Annotated in this window: 20 protein-coding genes; 9 read left to right on the forward strand and 11 right to left on the reverse strand. The window is 41.9% G+C overall.

Translation table 11 applies throughout. The features are described 5' to 3' along the window. Positions 1-43 precede the first annotated feature (43 nt). From ACYQ0Y_RS07340 to ACYQ0Y_RS07350, 3 genes are all read right to left on the reverse strand, one after another. Complete coding sequence (locus ACYQ0Y_RS07340; protein WP_407882863.1) at positions 44-1,525, reverse strand: MFS transporter; 1,482 nt, start codon at positions 1,523-1,525, stop codon at positions 44-46. Between the two features lie 63 nt (positions 1,526-1,588). Beyond that, positions 1,589-2,659 (reverse strand): aldose epimerase family protein, encoded by a 1,071-nt coding sequence (locus tag ACYQ0Y_RS07345; protein WP_407882865.1) that lies wholly within the window; start codon positions 2,657-2,659, stop codon positions 1,589-1,591. Between the two features lie 183 nt (positions 2,660-2,842). Continuing rightward, the gene (locus tag ACYQ0Y_RS07350) at positions 2,843-4,234 is read right to left on the reverse strand and encodes a sugar porter family MFS transporter (RefSeq protein WP_407882867.1); all 1,392 of its coding nucleotides are present in this window, start codon (positions 4,232-4,234) and stop codon (positions 2,843-2,845) included. A 403-nt stretch (positions 4,235-4,637) separates the two neighbouring features. Between ACYQ0Y_RS07350 and xylA the strand changes: the two genes are divergently transcribed. From xylA to ACYQ0Y_RS07365, 3 genes are all read left to right on the forward strand, one after another. Then, on the forward strand, positions 4,638-5,978 hold the full coding sequence (gene xylA, locus ACYQ0Y_RS07355) for a xylose isomerase (protein ID WP_407882869.1): 1,341 nt from the start codon (positions 4,638-4,640) through the stop codon (positions 5,976-5,978). A 68-nt stretch (positions 5,979-6,046) separates the two neighbouring features. Continuing rightward, on the forward strand, positions 6,047-7,549 hold the full coding sequence (gene xylB / locus ACYQ0Y_RS07360; RefSeq protein WP_407882871.1) for a xylulokinase: 1,503 nt from the start codon (positions 6,047-6,049) through the stop codon (positions 7,547-7,549). 125 nt (positions 7,550-7,674) lie between these two features. Beyond that, complete coding sequence (locus tag ACYQ0Y_RS07365) at positions 7,675-8,835, forward strand: ROK family transcriptional regulator (protein ID WP_407882873.1); 1,161 nt, start codon at positions 7,675-7,677, stop codon at positions 8,833-8,835. A gap of 276 nt (positions 8,836-9,111) precedes the next feature. Here the strand turns inward: ACYQ0Y_RS07365 and ACYQ0Y_RS07370 are convergent, their stop codons facing one another. The 4 genes from ACYQ0Y_RS07370 to ACYQ0Y_RS07385 form a co-directional block, all read right to left on the reverse strand. Then, a complete protein-coding gene (locus tag ACYQ0Y_RS07370) occupies positions 9,112-9,897 on the reverse strand; it encodes a CPBP family intramembrane glutamic endopeptidase (RefSeq protein ID WP_407882875.1) in 786 nt (261 codons plus the stop codon). Between the two features lie 354 nt (positions 9,898-10,251). Next, complete coding sequence (locus ACYQ0Y_RS07375) at positions 10,252-10,776, reverse strand: DUF1440 domain-containing protein (protein ID WP_407882877.1); 525 nt, start codon at positions 10,774-10,776, stop codon at positions 10,252-10,254. Positions 10,777-10,974: 198 nt separating this feature from the next. Next, complete coding sequence (locus ACYQ0Y_RS07380; RefSeq protein ID WP_407882879.1) at positions 10,975-11,589, reverse strand: cation efflux transmembrane domain-containing protein; 615 nt, start codon at positions 11,587-11,589, stop codon at positions 10,975-10,977. Beyond that, complete coding sequence (locus tag ACYQ0Y_RS07385) at positions 11,579-11,911, reverse strand: ArsR/SmtB family transcription factor (protein ID WP_407882881.1); 333 nt, start codon at positions 11,909-11,911, stop codon at positions 11,579-11,581. Before ACYQ0Y_RS07385 ends, ACYQ0Y_RS07380 begins: the two co-directional genes overlap by 11 nt. Before the next feature lie 154 nt (positions 11,912-12,065). Here ACYQ0Y_RS07385 and rihA point away from each other — a divergent pair, with 154 nt between their 5' ends. Further along, positions 12,066-12,998, forward strand: a complete 933-nt coding sequence (rihA, locus tag ACYQ0Y_RS07390) for a pyrimidine-specific ribonucleoside hydrolase RihA (protein WP_407882883.1) — start codon at positions 12,066-12,068, stop codon at positions 12,996-12,998. A 66-nt stretch (positions 12,999-13,064) separates the two neighbouring features. Here rihA and ACYQ0Y_RS07395 read toward each other — a convergent pair whose 3' ends face one another. The 3 genes from ACYQ0Y_RS07395 to ACYQ0Y_RS07405 all read right to left on the reverse strand — a co-directional run bounded on the left by ACYQ0Y_RS07395 (position 13,065) and on the right by ACYQ0Y_RS07405 (position 15,773). Beyond that, positions 13,065-13,838, reverse strand: coding sequence for a (S)-acetoin forming diacetyl reductase (locus ACYQ0Y_RS07395; RefSeq protein ID WP_407882885.1), 774 nt, complete (start codon positions 13,836-13,838; stop codon positions 13,065-13,067). 168 nt (positions 13,839-14,006) lie between these two features. Continuing rightward, entirely contained in the window at positions 14,007-14,696 is a 690-nt protein-coding gene (locus ACYQ0Y_RS07400; protein ID WP_407882887.1) for an ABC transporter ATP-binding protein, read from the reverse strand. A gap of 9 nt (positions 14,697-14,705) precedes the next feature. Further along, positions 14,706-15,773: an ABC transporter permease gene (locus tag ACYQ0Y_RS07405; protein ID WP_407882889.1), complete on the reverse strand. Its 1,068-nt coding sequence runs from the start codon at positions 15,771-15,773 to the stop codon at positions 14,706-14,708. 267 nt (positions 15,774-16,040) lie between these two features. Between ACYQ0Y_RS07405 and ACYQ0Y_RS07410 the strand changes: the two genes are divergently transcribed. The 5 genes from ACYQ0Y_RS07410 (at position 16,041) to ACYQ0Y_RS07430 (ending at position 20,473) form a co-directional block, all read left to right on the forward strand. Continuing rightward, on the forward strand, positions 16,041-17,027 hold the full coding sequence (locus ACYQ0Y_RS07410; protein ID WP_407882891.1) for an aldo/keto reductase: 987 nt from the start codon (positions 16,041-16,043) through the stop codon (positions 17,025-17,027). Positions 17,028-17,206: 179 nt separating this feature from the next. After that, the gene (locus ACYQ0Y_RS07415) at positions 17,207-18,664 is read left to right on the forward strand and encodes an NCS2 family permease (protein WP_407882893.1); all 1,458 of its coding nucleotides are present in this window, start codon (positions 17,207-17,209) and stop codon (positions 18,662-18,664) included. 493 nt (positions 18,665-19,157) lie between these two features. Next, positions 19,158-19,667, forward strand: a complete 510-nt coding sequence (locus ACYQ0Y_RS07420) for a helix-turn-helix domain-containing protein (RefSeq protein WP_407882895.1) — start codon at positions 19,158-19,160, stop codon at positions 19,665-19,667. Between the two features lie 2 nt (positions 19,668-19,669). After that, on the forward strand, positions 19,670-19,849 hold the full coding sequence (locus ACYQ0Y_RS07425; protein WP_407882897.1) for a PspC domain-containing protein: 180 nt from the start codon (positions 19,670-19,672) through the stop codon (positions 19,847-19,849). A gap of 393 nt (positions 19,850-20,242) precedes the next feature. Further along, positions 20,243-20,473 (forward strand): hypothetical protein, encoded by a 231-nt coding sequence (locus ACYQ0Y_RS07430; protein WP_407882899.1) that lies wholly within the window; start codon positions 20,243-20,245, stop codon positions 20,471-20,473. 362 nt (positions 20,474-20,835) lie between these two features. Here the strand turns inward: ACYQ0Y_RS07430 and ACYQ0Y_RS07435 are convergent, their stop codons facing one another. Further along, positions 20,836-21,519 (reverse strand): TetR/AcrR family transcriptional regulator, encoded by a 684-nt coding sequence (locus ACYQ0Y_RS07435; protein ID WP_407882901.1) that lies wholly within the window; start codon positions 21,517-21,519, stop codon positions 20,836-20,838. Positions 21,520-21,579: the final 60 nt, after the last annotated feature.

The following is a 21,579-nucleotide window of genomic DNA, read 5'->3' on the forward strand; positions in this document are numbered from 1 at the left end:
TCTTATTTCCTTTCACTGATTCGTAGCAAGCAAGATTGATTAGTTATTGTGTAACAGAATCTTTAGCTTTTAACTCAGCGTTCATCTTGGCAACGTAAGCATCTGACAGTGGGTAGCGACTCATAATAATTGCTGCCAATACTGCAAAGATAATCGGTAACCAAATCATTGAAAATTCGATACCACTTTGAGCTGACGCAGATTGAGTGGTAGAGCTTGATTTAAATTTTGCAAATTGCAAAATAAATCCGGGGATAATACCACCTAGGGCTAGCCCAATTTTAAAGAATAATCCCATGATGGCATTGATGATTCCCGCAACGCGCTTTCCTGAAATATATTCACCATTTGAAACAACTTCTGGAACCAATGCCCACATGAATCCGGTTGCAGACGTTAAACCCCACTGCTGCAAGAATCTGCCAAGAAATCCCATCCAGTTAGCAGAAGGCGCTTTAGACCAACCCCAAAGTAATAACGTACCCGCGGTGAAAATAATTAGGAAGGTGTAGAAAAATCCTTTTTTACCTAGGACACGTCGAAGCCAAGGCCAAAGTGTTACAAGAAATATTCCAGGAATGGAGCCGATAAGCCCAACTGAGGCCATCATGGCAGACTTTCCAGTACCACCGCCGAAGTTAAATTGCATGAAGTAAGCCCAAACAGTATTTTGGAAAAACATAAATGTGAAAGCAACTAGGAAGAACCCACCGAGAACTCGCAATGCTGTGTTCCGACGCAATTCTGCAAATAAGTCTGAATATTTAACTTGGTCAGATTCTTCATCTGAGGCGATAACTCGCTCTTTAGTCCCACGGTAAGTAATAAAAAGTAAAATTGCGCCTAAAATCATATAGACACCGAATACTTTAAACCAAGCTCCAGCTGCCGATGGGTCTGCCCAATTTCCCATGTGTAGTTTTAGGCCAAACAGTCCTGTATCGGTTAGCTTATTATCTTTTGGAGCCGCCATTTGAACAAGTAGTGGAAAAAGTGTGTAAACCAATAAATTGCCTGTATTGGCTAACATCATTCGAACAGAGGTTAGTTTGTTAACTTCTTCTTCATCGCGTGTTAGTGAAGCATTTAATGCACCATAAGGAATGTTAACAAAGGAATACACTAATGCCGTAGCTGCATAAGAGAGCGTTGCATAAGAAATGGTGGCCACTGTGTTAGTTCCTAAAACCTTTCCAACAGGTAGAAATAATAAAGCTGCCAAAATAACTAGCGGAATTCCGAAATTAAGCAGATAAGGCCGGTATTTACCGTTCCTTTTAATTTTGGATTTATCAATGACGGCGCCGACCCATGGATCCCAGAAAACATTAATCCATCGAACGACTAAGAAAATTGTGGCCCCAACTCCGGCTGAAATACCGTCAATACTAGTTAAGTAAAATAGTAACCAACCACCCACAGTTCCAAAAATCAGGTTTTGAGCGAAATCACCGGAACCATAAGCTAGTCTGTCACCAGTACTTAGATGAGCAAACTCATTTGGATGTTTTGCATTTGCCGCCATAAGACAGAGCTCCTTAATTATTATGTGTTTTATAAAGTGATGCGAGTCGCTTCAAAAAATTGATTAAATTGAGTTTTGAGTTTTCTCAAAGCTGAGATGATATTTAATTTGTTCAGTTTTAGTTTCTCCTGCCCGAAGAATTGTCGTACCAAATTGAGCATGTTTAGTTGCATCAGGCAGATTTTGAGCTTCAAGTGCAACACCTAGATAAGGGTTGCCAGTACCGTTGGTTCGGATGAAGTTCATGTGTGAATGTGTGAAAGAATTTGCCGTAAAAACAACGAGACCATTACGTGCTGATTCAATGGCAACACTCGTATTGCTGGTAGGATCATTTAAAGTTGCGACAATATTGTTGTCGTCTGGTTGAACATCAAAAACATCATCTAGTCCTTTTTCCTGAGTGTTCTTTAGTTGATTAATGGCGAAACCAAGTTGACGCGATTGGTGAAAATCAAAGGGTGTAGAAGTGGTTGATAAAAATTGGCCTGTCGGGACTTTGTTGGGTAAAGTTAACAATCGTCTTGTGCTATTAATTTGTAAGGTATGTTGCAGAATTGTGTTATCGGAACCAAGATTAAAATAGGTATGCAGGGTTGGATTGAAAAGCGAATCGGCGTCACTGGTACCAACAAATTCAATAGTAATTGTATTGTCCTCTGACAATTGGTAGTAAATTGAGGTTTGCAAAATACCAGGGAATCCATCATCTTCAGGGCGTTGAATCCTCGTTAAGTGAATGGCGGGAATTCCATGCCGCGTTGTTAATTCTCCAGACCAGACCTGAGAATTAAAACCGTGCGGTCCACCGTGCAATAAGGTGGTTCCTTCATTTGGGAGCAATTTATAAGAATGACCATTTAGTTGAAATTCAGCGTTGCTGATACGCCCCGCAGTTCGCCCAATTGCCATGCAGACATAGAATGGATTATCAAAATAGTCGGTACTATTAGGATAATTTAAGACGAGATTACGCGGGCCTTTTTTTGTTGGAATCGTGATTTCATACAGAATTCCGCCAAGATTGAGTACTGAGATACAGACGCCATTGTCATTTTGAAGCTTATACTGGTAAATCTGTTGATTATTAAAAATGTCAAATGGTCTAATTGAAGTTTGATAACGTTTTTTCATTCAATGAACCTGTCTTAAAAATTAGTTTAGTAAATCGTATATATTCGGAGTTACCACCAAAGTGGTGTGAAAAAAGGTGGTTGGACCGGATCTTTCTTTGTTAAAGGACGATTGGCCCAAATACAAAGTGTTTTAAAGAGCTGTTTGAGCAGCATATAAATCCACTTCCTTTAAAAGAAATATTTAGTTAAGGCTGTCTGAAGAAACTGTTTTGTCAGTTGATGTTTCTGGCTCTCCGGCACGTGCTCGTAAAGACATTTCAATATCTTCGAGTGAACGATTGCGAGTTTCGAAGACCCTAGCATGAACAAACCAAATTGCCACAAAACAAAGTATGCCGTAACCGATGAAAAGACTGCCGGTACCAAATAGGTTAAGCAATGGTGGAAATGTAAGTGAAACAATCATGTTAGCACCCCAGTTGACCACACTGCTGAAAGAGTTCCCTAAACCACGTATATTTAGCGGGAATACTTCACCAATCATGACCCACATTACTGGACCCCAAGTTGCTGAGAAAAATGCAATATAAATGGTTAGTGCGATGACACAAACGATTGCGGCAGTGGTTGATCCATGAGAAAACTTCATTGCAATACTCATGATTAAGAGGCATACACCCATTCCAATACCACCACCAATAAGCATTTTTTTACGGTCAATTTTATCCATGACAGCAACGGCAATTGCCGTGACGATGACGTTAAAAATGCCAATGCCGATATGAGCGAGTAAAGCTGCCGAGACACCAAAACCAACATCAGTGAAAATAGTCGGGGCGTAGTAAAGAACCGTGTTACAACCCATTACTTGTTGAAAAATGGCTAAACCGACGCCAATGACTAGGGCTGGTCGGACAGTTTTGCCAAATAACTCATGCCAACCACCACTTTTAATAGAAGCTTGTTGAGTAATTTGCTTAAGCTCTGTGTCAACGGCTGCTTGGTCGTGATGATTCATTTGATCTAAAACCTGCTTAGCAGTCTCAAGCTGTCCTGTCTTTACTAGGAAACGTGGGCTTTCAGGTAACAAGAGTCCTCCTAAGAAGAGAATTGCCGCTGGAATCGCCGCAAAGCCTAGCATCCAGCGCCAACCATAATAGAATCCGGAGAAACTGTAATTGGTAATATAAGCTAATAAAATGCCTGTCATTACCATGAGTTGGAACAGACTTGAAACCGTTCCACGTTTATCCGCCGGTGATAATTCCGACAGGTAAGTTGGAATGAGTGCAGAGGCCGCACCAACACCCATTCCTAAGACGATTCGAGAAAGGATTAGCGTCCAAAATTCAGGTGAAAAAGCTGATCCTAACGCTCCCACAAAGAAAATGACGGATGACAGTAGAACTAATTTACGCCGTCCATAATGATCAGACATAGGTCCGATAATTGCGGCACCTAGTACAGCACCTAGAAGGACAGCACTGACAACCCAACCTTGTTGCCACGAACCCAAACGAAGCTGTTTTTGAATAAATAAAATTGCTCCAGAGATGACACCAGTGTCATAGCCAAATAGAAGACCGCCTAAGGCACCAAAGAAATAAACGAAACCGGTCGATACTTTATGCATAGCAGCAAACTCCTCATGTTTATAGTTAGTCTGTAACGCCTTTGTAAGTTGGTCTAATAACACGAAAGAAACGAGTTAGTAGAACCGAAAAACTAACTGGTGACATTGTGGCGCGTTTGCTGAAATAATGCAAGCGCTTTCTCTAAAATAGTGATTTTTATCACAATCATTATTAGGACGGTAAACCGTTTTATTAGTTGGTGGAGACAGATCCCGGCGTAGCAAGCATAGATGTATATTTGATGATTTTAAAGTAGGTATATAAAGAAGCAATTGTCAGGACGTGGTCGATAATAAAATAAAATTAATGAAAGGGGTTGCAAAAATAGAAACATGCGAATATAGTTTGATTCGTAAGTTGGTTGTTTAGGAAAACTAACATAAAAAATGGAGGTTCATAATCATGGCTTATTGGAATGTTGACAAGGTGCCTTATGTAGGTACAAGCAATTTGAAATCTGGACTAGGTTTTCATTACTACCAGCCAGATAAAATGGTTGGTGGCAAAAAGATGCGGGACTGGTTGCGTTTTGCAGTTGCCTATTGGCATACTTTTGACCAGCGGCTAGTTGATCCATTTGGTGATGGAACTGCTCAGCGTCCCTACGATAAATTCACGGATCCGATGGACCTTGCTTTAGCAAAAGTCGATGCAGCATTTGAGTTTTATGACAAACTTGGTGTTGATTTCCTGTGCTTCCATGATCGCGATTTAGCGCCTGAAGGAAATACATTACGGGAAACTAATGCGAACTTGGATAAAGTCGTTGATAAGATTGTTGAGTATCAAAAAACATCTGGTATGAAAGTATTATGGAATACGTCTAATTTATTCAGTAACCCTCGTTTTGTTGAAGGTGCTGCAACTGCACCATACGCCGACATCTTTGCTTATTCTGCTGCACAATTAAAACACAGTCTCGAAATTGGTAAGCGTGTGGGTTCGGAAAACTATGTTTTCTGGGGTGGCCGTGAAGGTTATGAGTCACTTTGGAACACAAATATGAAGGAAGAACAAGAACACGCGGCCAAATTCTTCCATATGGCTAAGGATTATGCGAACGAAATTGGTTTTGATGCACAAATGTTGTTGGAACCAAAACCAAAGGAACCAACGACCCATCAGTACGATACTGATGCCGCGACAACGATTGCCTTTATGAAAGAATATGGCTTGGAAGACGATTTTAAGTTGAACTTGGAAGGCAACCATGCCAATCTTGCTGGCCATACTTATCAACACGAAATTAAGACCGCGGTTGACGCAGGATTACTTGGTTCACTTGATGCTAATCAAGGGGACAAGTTAATTGGTTGGGATATTGATGAATATCCGTCTGATTTGTATGAAACAACTGCTGCGATGTATGAAGTAATTCTAAATGGGGGAATCGGTCCTCACGGTGGATTAAACTTTGATTCAAAACCACGACGCTCATCGTTTGAACCAAATGATTTATTCTACGGGCACATTGTGGGGATGGACAGCTTTGCTGCCGGTCTCTTAGTGGCTCAAAGAATGTATGAAGATAAAGTATTGGAAGATCTTAAAGACAACCGATACGCATCATATAAATCTGGCATAGGCGCAGATATTGAAAGCGGCAAGGCAGACTTTAAATCACTGGAAGCATATGCAATCGATAAACCACAGTCTGAATTAATTGCTGCAACTCACTCTGACCATTTGGAACAAATTAAAGATACTATCAACCACTACATTGTTGATACCTTAGGCAAGTAATTATGTTATAAAAGTTAAACAGAGAGGGTGAGGCAAGTCCTCACTCTCTTTTTTTAGGAGGATGAATCATGAGTTATGTATTAGGTGTTGATTTAGGAACCAGCGCCGTTAAGGTATCAGCCGTTGATCGTCATGGTAAAATAGTGGCCCAAGAAAGTTATGCGTATGATTTGCATCAGCCAGCACCCGGTTATAGTGAACAAAACCCTGAAGATTGGGTTTCTGGAACGACGGTGGCTATCGTGCGGTTGATATTAAATGATCATATTCGATCTGAAGATATTGACGGGATCAGTTATTCAGGACAAATGCATGGGTTAGTTTTATTAGATGAAAACAATCAAGTTTTGCGACCAGCAATTCTCTGGAATGACACACGAACTAGTGAACAGCGAACAGAAATCATGCGGGCAATGGGTGATGACTTTGTTAACATTACTCGAAATGAACCACTGGAAGGCTTTACTTTACCTAAACTATTATGGGTTAAAGAACATGAACCAGATATCTTTAACCAAGCGACTACCTTTTTACTTCCGAAGGATTACTTAAGATATCGAATGACAGGAAAATTAGGAATGGACTATTCAGATGCTTCTGGCACTGTAATGATTGATGTCATCGGCCATCAATGGAGTGAAGTTATTTGCGATCGTTTTGGAATTCCTCGTTCAATGTGTCCGCCGTTACTTGAATCTGTTGACTACGTTGGCAATATTTCGACAAGTTATGCAGCTTTTTCAGGATTGGATAATCATACAAAGGTTTTTGCTGGTGGGGCAGATAATGCCTGTGGGGCAATTGGCGCTGGAATCCTTAAATCAAATATGGTTTTATCCAGCATTGGTACATCGGGCGTTGTTTTGAAATTTGAGGATGATCCTACTGTGAATTATCACGGTCAATTGCAGTTTGAAAACCATGCGATTCCAAATGCTTATTATTCGATGGGAGTCACACTTGCGGCCGGATATAGTTTAAATTGGTTTAAAAAAACGTTCGCCCCCGATGAAGACTTTAGTGATTTTGTATCAACTGCGTCGAGTGCACCTGTTGGTAGCCATGGATTGTTGTTCGCACCTTATATTGTTGGTGAACGGGCACCATATGCAGATGCAGATATTCGCGGTAGCTTTATTGGTTTAGATGGCACGCAAAAAAGAAGTGATTTTGTCCGTGCCATCCTTGAAGGAATTGTCTTTTCATTTCGGGATATTTTGGATCTGTTTAAAGAACAAGGCAGCCAATTTGATACCGCTGTTTCGATTGGTGGTGGGGCCAAAAGTGCGGTGTGGCTACAAATTCAAGCAGATATTTTTAATACAAAAGTAGTGAGCTTAAAAAACGAACAGGGTCCAGGAATGGGAGCTGCAATGTTAGCTGCAGTCGGCTTAGGGTGGTTTGACACTCTAGCAGATTGTGCGAAAGAATTTGTTCATTTTGATAAGGTTTATCGGCCGATTACAGAAAATGTTCGAAATTATCAAAAATTACATGAAATTTATCGACAAATCTATGGGAAAACAGCGGATTTGAGTCATCAATTATTGAATTTTAGACGTGATTTATAGAAGTTCGACAGCGATCTGTTTAGGCGGCAGATATCGAACTATAAAAGGTACCATTTTTCGTTTTTGAGCTGATAGCTACTATTCTGGTTTATACTTATGATAAAAAAGCAAGGTAGGAACAACTATTGGCGAAAAAAGTTTTAAATCAAGATGTGATGCGGGATGTGAACCAAAAGTTGGTGTTGCAGCAAATTTTCAACGAGGGACCCATTTCTCGAATTGACATTTCCAAACGGCTTAAACTAAATAAATCGACTGTATCTACGCTTTTTAATATGCTTCAGGATGAAAACCTTGTCGTAGAACTCGGTGAAGGCGAGGCGTCCGTCAATGGTGGTCGTCGGCCTCGTTTCACTAAAATAAATGGTCATTGGGGGTATACTGTTAGTTTTGAAATTGGCTACCGGCATTTGCATATGATGGTTAATTATCTTGGCGGAGAAATTATCTCATTCAATAATTACGACATCGTTGGCTTTGATATGTCGGCAATTTTAGAATTAATGGTGGCAAAATTACATGTTCTAAGGATTTCTGATACTAGTCGTGGCTTATTGGGGATTTGCGTGGCTGTTTCTGGAATTGTTGATAACAATCGCATAACTTATGCGCCTTTTTTAGATATGTCGCACGAAAATCTTCAAACAGACTTGGAAAACGAGTTTTCGGTCCCAGTTGTGATTGAAAACGAAGCCAACCTGTCGGCCATTTATGAACGAGATTTCAATAGTGCTGGGGATTTTAATAACACCTTAACGGTTAGTATCCATAAAGGAATTGGTGCGGGAATTATCATTAACGGCCGGCTGTATCGTGGCCTCCATGGTGAAGCCGGTGAAATCGGACGAAGCATTATGATGGATGCTAATGTAGGTGTGATGGATCAATTTCGCAAGGTTGAGGATTATTGCTCTGAAGATGCGATTATTGGGCTAGCACAGTCGATTAAGGAAGATTCCACTATTCAACGACAGGACTTAGTCACCTTGTTTTTGGCAGATGACGCGGATATAAAACGGATTTTAAAAGAATTTTGTGCCGCTATTTCAAAAATTTTATTTAACGTTGCTGCAAATTTTGACCCAGAAGTTATTTTTCTTAATTCACCACTTATTGAGGCTTTACCAGAATTGTTGTCCGAAATACGTCAGGATTATCGGCAAATTGCAGAAAACCGTTCTCTGATTCAATTGGCACAAAATTCACAGTATGCAACATTGCTGGGAGGATGCTCGTTAATCACTCATGAATTTCTAAATATGACGGATTATGTACTGAAATTTTAGTGAGATATTCTCAATAACTGGCAGCAATGATGTGAGTATGTTGCGGTTGTGATGGTTAGCCGAGTCATTGATGAAAGAAGATGTATTCTTTTTAAAAAGTTGTCAGTTAATTCTGTTTTGACGATTGAAGGTAATGTACAAGCTCAATTCATGTTCGTGATATCAGTTGATTTCGATCGCTGACTGAAAAAATAAAAGCTAACTTTAAAAAATTGTGTCACATAAAAGTGCCTGTAAATGAGAGATTTAAAGCTCATTTACAGGCACTTATTTTACCTAAAAATTTCCAGAATAGTCGTACAAAAAGTGGCTGGCGGTAAAGGTCCATAAGTTGCGTGTTCGTAACCATAGGCAGCCGTCAATGATGGTGGGGAGGCCAACTTCAAAAACAGCTTCCGGCAGGTTGTAACCGTAAGAACTATAATGCCAGGCACCAAATAGTAGGGCGGTCATGAGAAATGCCAACCAATATCGTAAGGTAGGACGGTTAATCCACCACAAGGCCACAAATAAAATCGTGAACAGACTCAGGCGGAAGACATCTTCACTAGGCAGTTCATACCAGTTGTTGATCATATAGGTGACAAAGCGTTGCCAGATGGTTCCATGAACAGTGACCAAACCTTCAGCGGCGTCTGTCACATCTTTAATCTTCGCTGCAGCACCGATTTGGCTAGCCCAACTATCTAAGACACCACCTAAATAAGTAATGATGATAATGGCCAAAATTGATTCGATGATTCCGGTCCGTCGAGGCGGTGCAGGTCGTTGACGGCGGTGTAACCAGCGGCTTAATTGCCAGAAAAAGAAAAACACAATTCCCGCGATATAATAGCTATACCAACCACCGAATACGACGATATTATTTAACCAAGCAGGGAAGCCTTGGGGTAGTAGGTGAGTATGCTGTAAATCCGGCAGTAATTCACTCAGTATGCCACAGACAGCAGTTAAAATAATCAGAAACCATGATAACCAAGGAGACTTCCCTAGCCAAAAGACTAGGGTGATATCTGTTTGGTCATTAGGTTCAAGAACGAAATAACGTTTCAAACGTTGCATGAAACCAACTCCTAAAGGTCGCTAACCAACCGAGTTAACGAATCAAGTAATGCCTAATTCTGCCAGGTAACGGTTAGAAGTGCAAGGCGATGGTCTTAAAGAGCGCCCAATAACTCAAAGTCGTTGAATATTACAGGAAAAGTATACAAATTTGGTCATTAATAACCATGGTAAATTTAGCAATAAAACAATTGTTATCTTTGCAAGATTGCAACCAATCCTGTTTAGTTAAGCAAGATACGTAACATTAAACGAATTGCTTCGAGGATGCCAGTTATCATTGCGAGGGTTGCTAACCCGCCGGCAACGTACCAGCAGGCGTGGTAAAAAGTTTGTTTTGTCATGAAAATATCCTCATTGTTTGTGATTTAGGGTTTGGTAGAGTTGGCTGATGAATACGTCGTTGGTCCACATCCAAACTGCGTGACCAAAAGATTCTGAGAGATGCTCTGCTAGTGGCTGATCTTTTGCGGCCGGAATGGTATGCATTTTTGGCAATAAGTACAGGTGATAAGCTGCCCATACACCTAAGCCAAAGATAACACCATGGCCAGCTTTTACTTTTGGCAGTCGTTGTCCGGCTAATGCGTAGGCAACAGCAAATGTTGTCGAGAAACCAAAATGCATGAGAAAGCCAGCAATGGGCATTTGCTGTTTTGAGTAAGTGTAACTTGCATTTAATAGGCGTGGTGGTAAGCGCAATTGTTCCAGCAGATGTTGCGGTGGGTTGGGATTATCACGCTCGGGTGTGCGCGGTGGCAATAGCGCCTCCCAGCCAATCTTGACCATGCCAGAGATAACGCCAGCGATTAAACCAGCTTCAATGGCAGCTGACATGTTGGTTTTGTGTTTGTTTGGTTTAGACTTATATTTTGCCATAATGATCAAGCTCCTCACGTTTTTGGCTAGGTTAATTATAGGCTGTGGCTGGCTAAAGTGCGAGTAATGGATGTGGCTAACGCGGAAAATAATTTTGCGATCCTTTATAAAAAGGGGGAGCGGATGATTGCGTACAAATTAGAACTAATTTAAAAAGAGGTGGTCCTCAAAAGGCCATCTCTTTGTCTTGCAGCGATTCTAATCCTCGCCGTGAAAAGCTTCCCAACCTTCGCTAGCGATGAAGTAAACGAGGACTAATGCACCGATCGAATCGGCCCACCACCAACCTAATAGGGCTGTGACCATAGCACCGATCAGAACGGTAGCCGCCATATAAGCGCAGGTAATATTGCACATGCCGTCTTCAATTAAGGCCAGTGAATTAATTTTCTTGCCCAACGATCGTTTGCGAATGGTCAAGATCGGCATCAGCAGAACCGAAGCGATTGCAATGGCCATCCCTGAAAAGCTTGATTCAGGGGCTTGGTGAGTCAAGAGATTATAGCCAGCCGTCAAGGTGACATAAACGGCCAACAGTAATAGAATACCGCCGACAATGCGACCGGAGCGCCGTTCAGCTTGTTCAATTCGTTCCTTACTAGCGCCGGCTTGTTCTTGCCGTAACCGCCAGACGAGCGTGATGCCAGCGATAATTTCCAGGAAGCTGTCCAAACCAAAAGCGACCAATAATATAGAACCGGCCTTAATTCCGGCACATAACCCGACTAAAAATTCAAATGCCATCCAAGCGACCGAAAAGTACTCGGTGTGCAAACCCTGAGTGATATAACGTGTTTTGACATTAGTGTCCATGCTTTTCTCCCCTAATAACGTGATCAACGTGCTCGAGTGCCTCATTTAAAACATCCAAAATATGCGGGTCGTCTAAGCGATACACATTTGTCTTGCCTTGTCTGGTTGCACTAATAAGCTGGTGTTGGCGCAATTTGGCCAATTGATGCGAAGCAGCTGACTGTTCTAAGCCTAATTGAGCACTGATTTGCGAGACCGTTAAATCTTGTTGTTCCAGCAGATACAATAATTGCATCCGAGTCGGGTTACTGAGTAATTGAAATAATGTATGAGCCTCATTGAGATGTTGTTCTTCGATGAAGCGAGGTGACGGAGATGTCATCAGATGATCATCCTTTCATATGATGAAATCATCATATAACCGTTTGCTCTAAATTGCAAACGGTTAAGTTGCACTAGTGTAAGCGTTTTCTAATATACTATCGTCTGATACACTATTGTTAAGTGTTCTGATAATAAACACAAAGGAGTTCCTAATGAAGAAAATTATTCTGGATTGCGATCCCGGCCACGATGACGCCTTGGCGATGATGTTGGCGGTCGCCTCACCGGAGATTGAGTTGGCGGCCGTAACGACTTCGGCGGGCAATCAAACGCCTGAAAAAACGCTAAATAATGCGATGCGGATGTTGACCCTTTTGCAACGGCAAGATATCCCGGTCGCCAGTGGTAATAAAACACCACTGGTGCAACCATTGGCGACTGCCGGAAATGTTCATGGTAAGACGGGGTTAGATGGAGCGGACTTACCGGATCCGGACTTCCAACCCCAAGATATGACGGCAATTGAGTTGATGGCGAAGACGATCCGGGAAGCAACTGAGAAGGTAACTTTAGTTGTGACTGGGCCGATGACGAATGCCGCCTTATTTTTGCGCGTGTATCCAGAATTGGCCGCACGTATTGAACGAATTGTCTTTATGGGCGGTGCGATGGGATTGGGTAATTGGACCCCATCGGTGGAATTTAATATTTATGTTGATCCGGAAGCCGCTAAGATCGTTATGAATTCAGGGATTCCGTTAACAATGGCCCCATTGAACGTCACACATCAAGCGCAAATTATGAAAGATGAAATTGCGACAATTGGTACGATTAATAATCCAGTGGCACAAGCTTTTAAAGGCCTTCTAGACTTCTTTGAAATTTATCATGAAAATCCAAAATGGGGCTTTTCTGGCGCACCGTTACATGATCCGTGCACAATTGCCTGGCTGATTGATCCGACGATGTTTGAAAGTGACTTGATGAATGTCGATGTAGAAACAACAGGGGATTTGGTCAAAGGAGAAACGGTTTGCGATTACTATGAATTAACGGGTAAGCCGAAGAATACAGATGTTTTGCTAAAAATTGATCGATCACGTTTTATCGAATTAATTATGCAATCGTTAAAATCATTCAACTAACTAAATGAGCAACCAAAAAGCCACCGATATCAAAATCGATGGCTTTTCAGATATAGGATTTAAATTTTAGTGGAAGACCATGCCACCGTCGACAGTGATTGTCTGACCGGTGATGTAATCAGAGTCAGTTCCAGCTAAGAAACTAACAACATTTGCAACATCTTCTGCCTCAGATAAGCGATTTAATGTGATGTCTTTTGTGAAGGTTTGTAGTCCCCACTCGTCATCTTTACCGGCATTTTGACCAACTTCATGAGCAATGTCCATCATCATCGGTGTCCGGACAATTCCCGGTGCATACGCGTTAACGGTGATTTGATCGGCTGCTAATTCTTTAGCCGTGGTCTGGGTAATACCGCGAATGGCAAATTTAGTTGAGCCATAAACGGTTAAATTTGGATTGCCGACTTCGCCAGCTTGAGAGGTGGCGTTAATGATTTTTCCACCGTGACCCAACCGTTTCATGGCAGCATGAGCAGCTTGCGTGCCCCAAACGACACCACCGGTGTTAATCATCGTCACGTTGGTTAATTGTTCTGGTGTCACGTCATCAATCGGAGTGGTTGGTGCCACACCAGCGTTATTGACGATGACATTTAAATCGCCTAACTGGGCAACGGTATCATCAACCGCTTTGAAAACCTGATCGCGGTCAGCAACATCGGCAACAAGTGCGATTGCTTTACCACCATGATTTGTAATTGTAGCAGCGACATCATCTAATTTAGATTTGGTGCGGCCGATAAGGGCAACGGCAAAACCATCACGAGATAAACGATCAGCAATGGCAGCGCCGATTCCTTGACCAGCACCGGTAATAAAAGCGACTTTTTGAGTCATGTGTAAGAACCTCTGTTTCTTGTGAAATTATGAACTAAAAATCAGTATACCGAACTCGACCAATAAAAACTAGTCCTAATTTAATGAGATGTATGCTCGAAAAAATTGATTTTTAGACAATAAAAAGCCAAGCCTTTTGGGCAACCTAAGGCTTGGCTGGGTGATTGGTTAAGCGTTGTTGACTGGAGTTTGACGTGTCATTTGTCCATCTTCAATTTTGTAGATTACATCACTTTTAGTAATCAGTCGTTCATCATGGGTCACCATGATGATGGCTTTATTCAGGTCATGAGCTTCACTAACTAAGCGATCAACCACATCGAATGACCGTTGTGAGTCAAGGCTAGCAGTCGGTTCGTCAGCCAAAATGACGTCGGGATTATGGAATAATGCTTTGGCGATAGCTACTCGTTGACGCTCACCACCGGACAATTCGTTTGGTAACGCATTATCCATATCGCGTAAATCTAAGCGGTCGAGTAATTGCCGCATTTCATCTACTTGGAATTTTTGATGAGCAAGGCGATCGATGAGCTTAAATTGTTCACTGACAGTTAAGAATGGAATTAAGTTTGAGCTTTGTAAGATAAAGCCCACGTGGTCAAATCGATATTGAAGGCGTTGTTTTTCTGTCTGTTGAGCGATATCAACGCCATTGAGTAGGACTTGCCCACTCGTTGGTCGTTGTAAACCGGCCGCAATTGTGAGAAACGTACTCTTTCCTGAACCTGAAGGCCCAATTACTGAGACAAATTGTCCAGGTTCGATTTGAAAATTGACGTTGGTTAGAGCATTAACGGCCACGTGACCGCTACCGAATTGTTTGGTGACATTAACAAGTTCCATTACGTTTGCCATGTGAACCTCCTATTTAATCGCGATAACTGGGTTAATGTGAGCAATGGTGCGCCATGATAACAAGGAACCGAGAATCGAGGCGACCACCAGTGAAATACCATAGATGCCGAGCTGACCATAATTTAGGGCAAATGGCATCCCACTTGGGGCCACGTTACCGATTAGAATCGTGACAGCTAGCCCGATAATGACACTGATGAGACTCATCACAGTGGCCTGCGTGACAACGCTAGCGAGAATATGATTGGTCCCAATACCTTCAACCTTCATGACGCCGAAGAGGGACTGCTTTTGTAGCGTTAAGACGTACATGAAGATCCCGATAATCGCTAATGACATGGCAAACAAGAAGTAAATCATCGTATTTAACGTAGTCTGTTCAGCACTGTAACCAGGTAAATTTTGAATGAACGTGTTGATTGGTAATCGCTGTAAGTTGTGATCATTTGAAGTCAACTTGCTGCTTTTTGAAATCAGCGCATTGATCGGTAGTGGCTTTGTGACTGGTTGGCCACCGACTGATTTGATATGAGCCAGCGTACTGATATCGGTATATAACGTTGGCGCAATGCTGTAGGTACTTTTCCCATAACTACCGACGACCTTCAGCAATTGGGTGTTAGAACCTAAGCGAATCTGATCGCCAATCTTAACGCCCTGATCCTTCAGATTCTTAGAAATAATCACTTGGTTCTTGCCATTAACTGCATGACCATGCGTAACCTTCGGCATGACGAACGCATCGCGGTTGGTTGCTAGTGCAGATATGTTAATTTTGGTCGATTTGCCGGCTTTTTGTAAAGCCGTGTTAGTCAAACTAACCGGCACAACTTTGCGACCTTTAACGTCATTCTTGGCTGCCGTCGTGAGTTGTGAGGCCGAGATGTTCTTATTGGCGTCTTTATTGAGATAGACATATTTTGCTTGCCACTGGTCGATTGCGAGGCGATTTCCTTGCGAAAGCCCATTGGCCAGTCCAGCCAAGACAAAGACGACTAAGGCGATTAGTACCATAACACCAGTGAGTAGACTGAAACGGAGTCGTTCACGGCGCATTTCTTTTAATCCTAAGTACATTTTATTTGCTCCTTAAGTTTATTTATCAAGTGATAAACGAATGACTTTATTATAACCAATGCTGATAAAAATACAACGATTAAATTTATCCCGAATGAAAATAACCTAATCCTGTTAGCTACTAACTGAGATTTAATGTGTGACGCCTGCTGCCAAATTGAAAGTCTAGGGAAGGTACAGGAGGCTAATCTTATTCGATAATCAAACAATCTCTGATGAGGCGTGCAAAAGCCGTATACTAGAAGAAACACGAAATGAGGGATGGTCATGTATCTGGCAAATGAACAACGTTATCAAATAATGCTTTATCGCCGAGCTGGTCATAGTGGACTAAAATTATCCGCATTAGGACTGGGACTGTGGCATAACTTTGGCAGTGTTGATGTGTTCGAGACGCAAAAAAAAATCGTGCGGACGGCTTTTGACGCTGGGATTACCTATTTTGACTTAGCAAATAATTATGGGCCAGAGCCAGGGAGCGCGGAAACAAATTTCGGACAAATATTAGCTACGGATTTAAAACCTTATCGTGATGAAATCGTGATCGCAACTAAAGCAGGTCATCGAATGTGGCCTGGGCCTTATGGCGATGGCGGTTCAATGAAAAATGTTTTGGCGAGTGCCGACCAAAGTTTGCATCGGCTGCAAACAGACTATGTGGACATCTTTTACTCTCATCGTCCTGATCCTGACACGCCGGTCGAGGAAACCGCGTATGCTTTAGACAAATTAGTGCGACAAGGCAAGGCTCTGTATGTTGGGATTTCAAAATATAATCCACAACAAACAGCGGCAATTGAGGCTGTTTTTGCAGATTTACATACGCCTTATGTTGTTCATCAGGATCGATACAATTTATTTGATCGACATGTAGCGGATGGTCTGCTGCAAAAATTGCGACAAGATCATACGGGATTAGTGACGTTTAGCTCTTTGGCACAGGGGTTACTGACGGGACGCTATTTGCAAGGGATTCCTGCTGATTCACGTGCACATCGGTCTGATAGCCCATTTTTACATGAAGATCAAGTCGAATCGTCCTTGACTAAGATTCGCCAGCTCAACGAAGTGGCGCAAGCTCGCGAACAGAGTCTGGCTGAAATGGCGTTGTCTTGGCTGATTCGTCAACCTGATATCAGTAGTGTGCTCATTGGCGCTAGTCGACCAAGTCAGTTGTTGGATAACTTAAAGGCGTTAGATCGACTTGACTTTACATCGGCAGAATTAACGAAAATTGATGAAATTACTGCATAACATAAAAATAGCCGTGGAAATCCGAGAAATGTTCGGAATTTCCACGGCTATTTTTATGTTAGATTCGTATTTCAAGAAACTTGTGGCGGTTCAATGCTGTTAGTGATATGATTTACTCGTTTTAAGGGAACTTTTTTCTTTACATTTGCTTGTATTGTTCGTATATGGAGGAAGAAATTGTGACTGACTATTTTAAACTGAAGCAAAATGGTACCACCGTAGGAACTGAAATTGGGGCAGGGATCACAACTTTTTTTGCCATGTCTTACATTCTTTTTGTTAACCCACAGATTTTGGGACAGACGGGAATGCCTGTTCAAGCAGTTTTTTTAGCCACAATTATTGCCTCAGTGACTGGTACATTAGTCGTCGGTTTGTTCGCTAATGTTCCTTATGCTTTGGCACCAGGAATGGGACTGAACGCTTTTTTCACTTACACCGTCGTGATGGGATTGGGGTTCAGGTGGCAACAGGCGTTGGCGCTCGTGTTCTTCTGTGGCGTCATCAACATCCTCATCACGGTCACTAAAGTTAGAAAAATGCTGATTTCGGCGATTCCCCTCAATTTACAGTTGGCAATTAGCGGTGGTATTGGTGCGTTTATTGCTTATGTCGGGCTGAAAAACGCGAATTTTCTGCAATTTACCAGCGATGCGGGTAATATACTGTCTGTTAATGGCACGACATTTTCAGCGACACAACACCATTTTGGCCATGGTATTGAAACTGTGGTCACCGGTGGTGGCATTGTGCCAGCGCTGCAGGCATTCAGTTCACCGAGCGTTTTATTGGCCTTGATTGGTTTAATCATTACCGTCCTGCTCAAAGTCAGAAAGATCCCTGGCGCTTTGTTAATGGGCATTTTGCTCACAACTGTGATTGGGATCCCAATGGGCGTAACAAATATTCATCCATCCAGTGATTTCTCCTTTGCAGCATCGTGGCATTCACTCAGCACGACCTTTTTAGCTGCTTTTTCAGATAAAGGAATGGGATCGTTATTTGCTAGTCGAAATCGAATTATGCTGGTGTTAATGACGATTTTGTCATTTAGTTTGTCTGATATTTTTGACTCTTTAGGCACTTTTATTGGGACCGGCCGCCAAACAGGCATTTTCGCTGGTAAAGAGGAGCTAGCATTAGAAGCTCAGTCAGGCTTTAAGTCGAAGCTTGATAAAGCGTTATTTGCGGATTCAATTGCGACTGGTGTGGGTTCGATTTTTGGGACGTCTAACTTAACAACTTATGTAGAGAGCTCCGCTGGCATTAGTGCGGGTGGCCGAACTGGTTTAACGAGCGTCGTGGTTGCAGGACTGTTCCTTCTTAGTTCACTTGCTTCGCCATTACTTTCGGTTATTCCAACCGCAGCCATCGCACCGTCATTAATTCTGGTTGGAATTATGATGATGAGTTCATTCAATCAGATTCCATGGAATGATTTGGCCGAGGCCATTCCTGCGTTCATGACCGCTTTCATCATGGCCTTTGCTTACAACATTACTTATGGCATTGCAGCTGGTTTTATCTTCTTCTGCTTAATCAAGACTGTCTTGGGTAAGCCGAGAGAAGTTCACCCATTGATTTGGATCGTTTCGTTACTGTTTGTTGTGAACTTTGTCGTCTTGGCCGTGGTGTAATCGTTGCTTTAAGGACAGGCTAGTTTGTAAAACGTAAACCTTGGCGTAGTCGGGATTAGCTGTCTATCATTTCAAATGACCCAATCGTAGTGAATTTGTGCTTGCTTCGAGTCTGCGAAATGCTGGCTCAATTAAAATGGCACCATCTTCTAGTTTTTGGAAGATGGTGCCATTTTAATTTGACCAGATTAGCTTGGCCGGAAGAGTGGTCGTGCCCGTTTTACGAACTGAGCCAGTCAATATGCTAAAGCACTGAACTATGGGCCGATAACTGATTTTATTAGTGAAAGTCGGTAAATACAGCGTGATGGCGGGTTGATTTCGTGTCAGTGTCGGGTTAATGGCGTAGCTTTTATCTTCAGGGTTTCTTATGCTAGAAGTATAAATCAGAACAAAGCAAGCTGAGTGATTTCAAGCAGTAACGAAGTGGCCACAGTTGGCTGGTTTTGGTGTTCGATGGTGGTGTGGACTAACAAAGATGAGGAGCATAATAATGAAAAACAAAACATTAATTGCAGCTTTACGGAAGCAGAAAGGTTGGACCCAAGAAATTTTAGCCGAAAAATGTAATCTAAGTGTCAGAACGATTCAACGTTTAGAGTCAGGTGAAGATGGAAATATTTCCACTCTAAATGTTATTGCTCAGGCATTGGACGTCAAGATTGGTGATTTATTTGATTCAATTGCAAATCACGATAAGGAACAAGAAATTACCAATTATGCTGAATTACAGCAGAATCAAGTGACTCAACGTAGAAGTGCACATAAATTATACGTTATTGCAAAAATTATTTTTGGTCTGGCCATGATTTGTTTGACATCGTTCATTCAAACCGGCTTGCTGTGGGTTTTCTGGCTATTTATGTGGCCAATTGGGTTCATTATCTTTAGTGTTGTTAACACGATTTGGCTACAACCGAAGTTAGATACGAAATATCCGTTAACGAAGGGTATTGATCTTAAAGCTTATAAAGAGGCTCATCAATCAGTAGAAGGAGACTAATCATGAAGTTGCGAAGATCGAGGACTAATCGAATTGTGGCAGGAATTCTTGGTGGAATAGCAGATCGGTATCATTGGAATACTAGTGTTCTACGGGTGGTGTGGGTACTACTGACTTTAACGCCATTCCCGGGATTGATTGTCTATTTAGTGATATGGGCCATTATTCCGAGTGATAATTGACGTAATTAAGGGTATCGGTTTGCTTCTTTCTGACAACAAACAAGTTTCATCAAAGTCGTTTTAGGTAACTCACGCGAGGTTCATCCGCTGATTTGGATCGGTTTCGCTACTGTTCATCGTGAACTTCATGGTGTAAAGGAAATTAGCAGGTCTAAAAGTATAATAATGTTGTTTATATCTCCTCTAACTAACTAAATAAGCCCTCTTCATGCATTTTGATCGTTCACCATTATGGCGCGCAATTTTTTTCTGCCGAAAATGTTAATCGATCATTAGTCACTCAATTAGCCTGCACATTGCGCAAATTGCCGAAAAAATTCAAGACAACAAAATAATACTTTTAGGTGTACCTACAAATCGTCTGTTGTTACAATGTAACCGGAGGTGAGTGAGATGACCCAGATTTATGTTGATCCACAGCAAGCAGACCAAACGATTACCTTATCAGATATCTCGCATTGCCAGTTATCAGTTGACACACACGACGGGGAGGTTCGCTATCGATTTAGCTTTGCTGAACACAAGCACACCAGTTTTTGGATAATGGGGCAACTAACCGATAAAATGCAGGTTAATGTCCAAGGAGTCGAAGGACTGGAACATTTCCAGATTAATTTTCGTTGATGGCCTTATCTATTTGCCAGGTTCTTAGTCCGAAGGGTGACAGAACGTAGCCATAGATAATGCTGGCAGGGATAATGGTGGTCAAGTCAGTTAATATTATTTGCGATGAAAAGACAAGGTTGTTGAAGAGCTCAAACGTCTGATGTGACTGGTGTTTAGATTAATTCAAACACCAGTTTTGTTAATGAATTCGCCGTTTTGAATTTTAAAAATGTCCAAAAATCGTGACGGTTGCCCGATTTTTGGACATTCTAATTGAAATACTGTAATGAAACTAAGCGAGTGATTTTTTGATTTAAAAACCCCTGTTTACTGATGAGCTTACAGTAATCTTTTATTGATCATATTCAGTTGTTTTACAGTTAGTTTTGCTTCTTTTGCGTCAACAATGGCATCAAAATTTGGTCGACAATTTCACTAATGGCTGTGTCATCTAATGATCCTTTGGAAATGGCTTCATTCAATAAAAGTAGGAGTGGCAGTTCTAATACGCGTTCAGGTATTGTGGCGGTAGTCAACTCACCGCGAGACTCAGCCTGTTCTAAAATGGTGTTTAGCATTTGGGTTAGCATAGTTGAACCATTGAGGGCACCAAAAATTTGGCCTGTATCTAGTTCCTTGATACGATCAGCCATTAAGCCAGTCATTTTGCCGGTTGTTAATTGTGCTAACGCCTTTTGAATTTGGTCTAGTAATGCGCGAAGATCTTCACGCAAATTACCTGTATTGGGTACAATGATGTCTGGGTGTGAACCAAATTGGCGGAAAGCTGCTGCGACTAATTCAACTTTATTGGGCCACCTTCGATAGAGGGTGGCTTTATTCGTGCCGGCTAACTTTGCGACATCTTGAATCGTCAATTTTTCATAACCAATGGTATTTAACTGGTCCCATGCAACTGACAAAATCGCGTCTTCAAGGGCCTTTCCCCGTCGCCGTGATGGTCGACCTTGTGAATTTTTTGGACGCCCCGTGGCTCGATGGTGAGGTGAGCGAGTCGCGGAGTATTCACTTTTTTCAGCGGATTGTGCGTTGTTTTGTGACATTTTTAGGGCTCCTACTTGCTTTTTTTTAAAGAGGGTTTATTATTAAGACACTCGAGTTCC

It is taken from the genome of Furfurilactobacillus curtus (genome assembly GCF_054657915.1).

Excerpts from the sequence above, each read along its gene's own strand:
- ACYQ0Y_RS07340 (WP_407882863.1), bottom strand. The coding sequence starts at position 1,525 with ATGGCGGCAAATGCAAAACATCCAAATGAGTTTGCTCATCTAAGTACT.
- ACYQ0Y_RS07345 (WP_407882865.1), bottom strand. The coding sequence starts at position 2,659 with ATGAAAAAACGTTATCAAACTTCAATTAGACCATTTGACATTTTTAAT.
- ACYQ0Y_RS07350 (WP_407882867.1), bottom strand. The coding sequence starts at position 4,234 with ATGCATAAAGTATCGACCGGTTTCGTTTATTTCTTTGGTGCCTTAGGC.
- xylA (WP_407882869.1), top strand. The coding sequence starts at position 4,638 with ATGGCTTATTGGAATGTTGACAAGGTGCCTTATGTAGGTACAAGCAAT.
- xylB (WP_407882871.1), top strand. The coding sequence starts at position 6,047 with ATGAGTTATGTATTAGGTGTTGATTTAGGAACCAGCGCCGTTAAGGTA.
- ACYQ0Y_RS07370 (WP_407882875.1), bottom strand. The coding sequence starts at position 9,897 with ATGCAACGTTTGAAACGTTATTTCGTTCTTGAACCTAATGACCAAACA.
- ACYQ0Y_RS07375 (WP_407882877.1), bottom strand. The coding sequence starts at position 10,776 with ATGGCAAAATATAAGTCTAAACCAAACAAACACAAAACCAACATGTCA.
- ACYQ0Y_RS07380 (WP_407882879.1), bottom strand. The coding sequence starts at position 11,589 with ATGGACACTAATGTCAAAACACGTTATATCACTCAGGGTTTGCACACC.
- ACYQ0Y_RS07385 (WP_407882881.1), bottom strand. The coding sequence starts at position 11,911 with ATGACATCTCCGTCACCTCGCTTCATCGAAGAACAACATCTCAATGAG.
- rihA (WP_407882883.1), top strand. The coding sequence starts at position 12,066 with ATGAAGAAAATTATTCTGGATTGCGATCCCGGCCACGATGACGCCTTG.
- ACYQ0Y_RS07395 (WP_407882885.1), bottom strand. The coding sequence starts at position 13,838 with ATGACTCAAAAAGTCGCTTTTATTACCGGTGCTGGTCAAGGAATCGGC.
- ACYQ0Y_RS07400 (WP_407882887.1), bottom strand. The coding sequence starts at position 14,696 with ATGGCAAACGTAATGGAACTTGTTAATGTCACCAAACAATTCGGTAGC.
- ACYQ0Y_RS07405 (WP_407882889.1), bottom strand. The coding sequence starts at position 15,773 with ATGTACTTAGGATTAAAAGAAATGCGCCGTGAACGACTCCGTTTCAGT.
- ACYQ0Y_RS07410 (WP_407882891.1), top strand. The coding sequence starts at position 16,041 with ATGTATCTGGCAAATGAACAACGTTATCAAATAATGCTTTATCGCCGA.
- ACYQ0Y_RS07420 (WP_407882895.1), top strand. The coding sequence starts at position 19,158 with ATGAAAAACAAAACATTAATTGCAGCTTTACGGAAGCAGAAAGGTTGG.
- ACYQ0Y_RS07425 (WP_407882897.1), top strand. The coding sequence starts at position 19,670 with ATGAAGTTGCGAAGATCGAGGACTAATCGAATTGTGGCAGGAATTCTT.
- ACYQ0Y_RS07430 (WP_407882899.1), top strand. The coding sequence starts at position 20,243 with ATGACCCAGATTTATGTTGATCCACAGCAAGCAGACCAAACGATTACC.
- ACYQ0Y_RS07435 (WP_407882901.1), bottom strand. The coding sequence starts at position 21,519 with ATGTCACAAAACAACGCACAATCCGCTGAAAAAAGTGAATACTCCGCG.